This window comes from Azonexus sp. (assembly GCF_049652925.1).
Classification (GTDB): domain Bacteria; phylum Pseudomonadota; class Gammaproteobacteria; order Burkholderiales; family Rhodocyclaceae; genus Azonexus.
Genome location: NZ_JBASFI010000004.1, coordinates 1 through 1748 on the forward strand (window position 1 = coordinate 1; position 1748 = coordinate 1748).

General features: G+C 66.3%; 1 protein-coding gene and 1 tRNA gene. Both read right to left on the minus strand.

The window, feature by feature from the left end; all coding sequences use genetic code 11:
* The coding region (locus WBK19_RS01600; protein WP_511286313.1) for an aminoacyl--tRNA ligase-related protein at window positions 1-1079 on the minus strand (1079 nt) is incomplete at its 3' end.
* A 255-nt stretch (window positions 1080-1334) separates the two neighbouring features.
* Window positions 1335-1411: transfer RNA gene (locus tag WBK19_RS01605), tRNA-Val, on the minus strand.
* Window positions 1412-1748 lie beyond the last annotated feature (337 nt).

Sequence of the window (1748 nt, forward strand, 5' to 3'; positions counted from 1 at the left end):
ACATACACGTGTGCATCGTCCTGGATGAACTGGCGGACGCGGGTCAACCCAGAGAGGGTGCCGGACCGCTCGTTGCGATGGAGCCGGCCGTACTCGTTGAGGCGGAGTGGCAGGTCGCGATAGGACCGGATCTTCGAGCGGTAGATGAACGTGGATTCAGGGCAGTTCATCGGCTTCAGCGCGAACTCGTGGTCCTCGGACTCGAGGCGGAACATGTTGGCGTCGTACAGATCCCAGTGACCGGACTGCTGCCAGAGCTTCTTGTCGACCAGGATCGGGGTGCTGATCTCCTGGTAGCCGCGGCGGGCCTGCAGCTCGCGCATGGCGCCCTCGAGCGTCCGCCAGATCAGCTGGCCCTTGGGATGCCAGAAGGCCGAGCCGGGACTGACGTCGTGGAAGCTGAACAGGTCCAGCTGGGTCCCGAGGCGGCGATGGTCGCGCAGCTTCGCCTGTTCGCGCCGCCACAGGAACTGGTCCAGGTCCTCTTGGGACGCCCAGGCCGTGCCGTACACCCGCTGGAGCATCTGGCGCTTCTCGTCGCCACGCCAGTAGGCGCCGGCGATCGAGAGCAGCTTGAACGGCCCGATCTTGCCGGTGGAGGCGACGTGCGGGCCACGGCACAGGTCGATGAATGGGCCCTGGCGGTAGAACGACGTGGGCGGCATCGCCTCGCCGGCCGCCTCGGCCTTCGTGGCCAGGTCGTCGATGATCTCGACCTTGAGCGGCTGGTCCTGTCCGACCAGGAAGGCTCGTGCCTCGGCCGGAGGCAGCTCGGATCGTTCGAACGGGTGATCGGCGGCGATGCTCTCGGCCATGCGCGCCTCGATCGCTGCGAGGTCGTCCGGAGTCAGGTTCCGGGGCAACAGCACGTCGTAGTAGAAGCCGTCGCGGATGGCCGGGCCGATGCCGAGCTTCGTCCCGGGAAAGAGGTCCAGGATCGCCTCGGCCATGACGTGGGCGGCCGAGTGGCGCATCGCGCCGAGTTCGTCCTGCGCACCGGCGTCCAGCAGCTCGTCCGCCGACCCGCGCTCGGGTGCCTCCAGGACCTCCCCGATCTCGTCGTTCGATTCGTCGCTCATCGTGCGTGCCTCCGGAGAATCACGGAACCCCTCGTCCATCGACAGGACGAGAGGTTCACTCCCGCGGTCCCACCCGCCTTCGCAGGCCGAACCTGCGCGCTCTGGGGTCGCGCTAACGGGCGACTCCCGGGCCGGTTCACCGGCCGCTCACGGGTGGTGCCTTCAGGTTCGATCGCCGGGTTTCCAGCCTCGTCCCGGCTCTCTGTGGATCGTGCGACCCGAAGGCGCGTCCCGATCGACGCTGTCTTCGTGTTGTGGTGGGCGACACTGGACTCGAACCAGTGACCTCTTGCATGTCAAGCAAGTGCTCTAACCAGCTGAGCTAGCCGCCCGACGTCGCCGGTCCCTTCGCTTCCCGACCTCGAACCCATTGGCTCACGGGGTGTTCCACATCCCGCGATGGATCCGCTGCTGAGTCGTTTCCGGGGCCAGCGGCGAGCGGCATCATACCGCGACCATGCCGGACCGACAACGGCGATCATCCGTCCCGTCCATCATTCACGTGTGATCAGCTCCCACGCCAACGGCACGACCCCTCGGTACAGACGCCTCGATATCGCTCTATTGGATGACGCAGACGTCGCCCATTGGGACGAGCTGGCAGATCGCGCCATCGAACCCAACCCGTACTACCGATCTGCCTTCCTCATAGCCGACGTCATCGAGCGA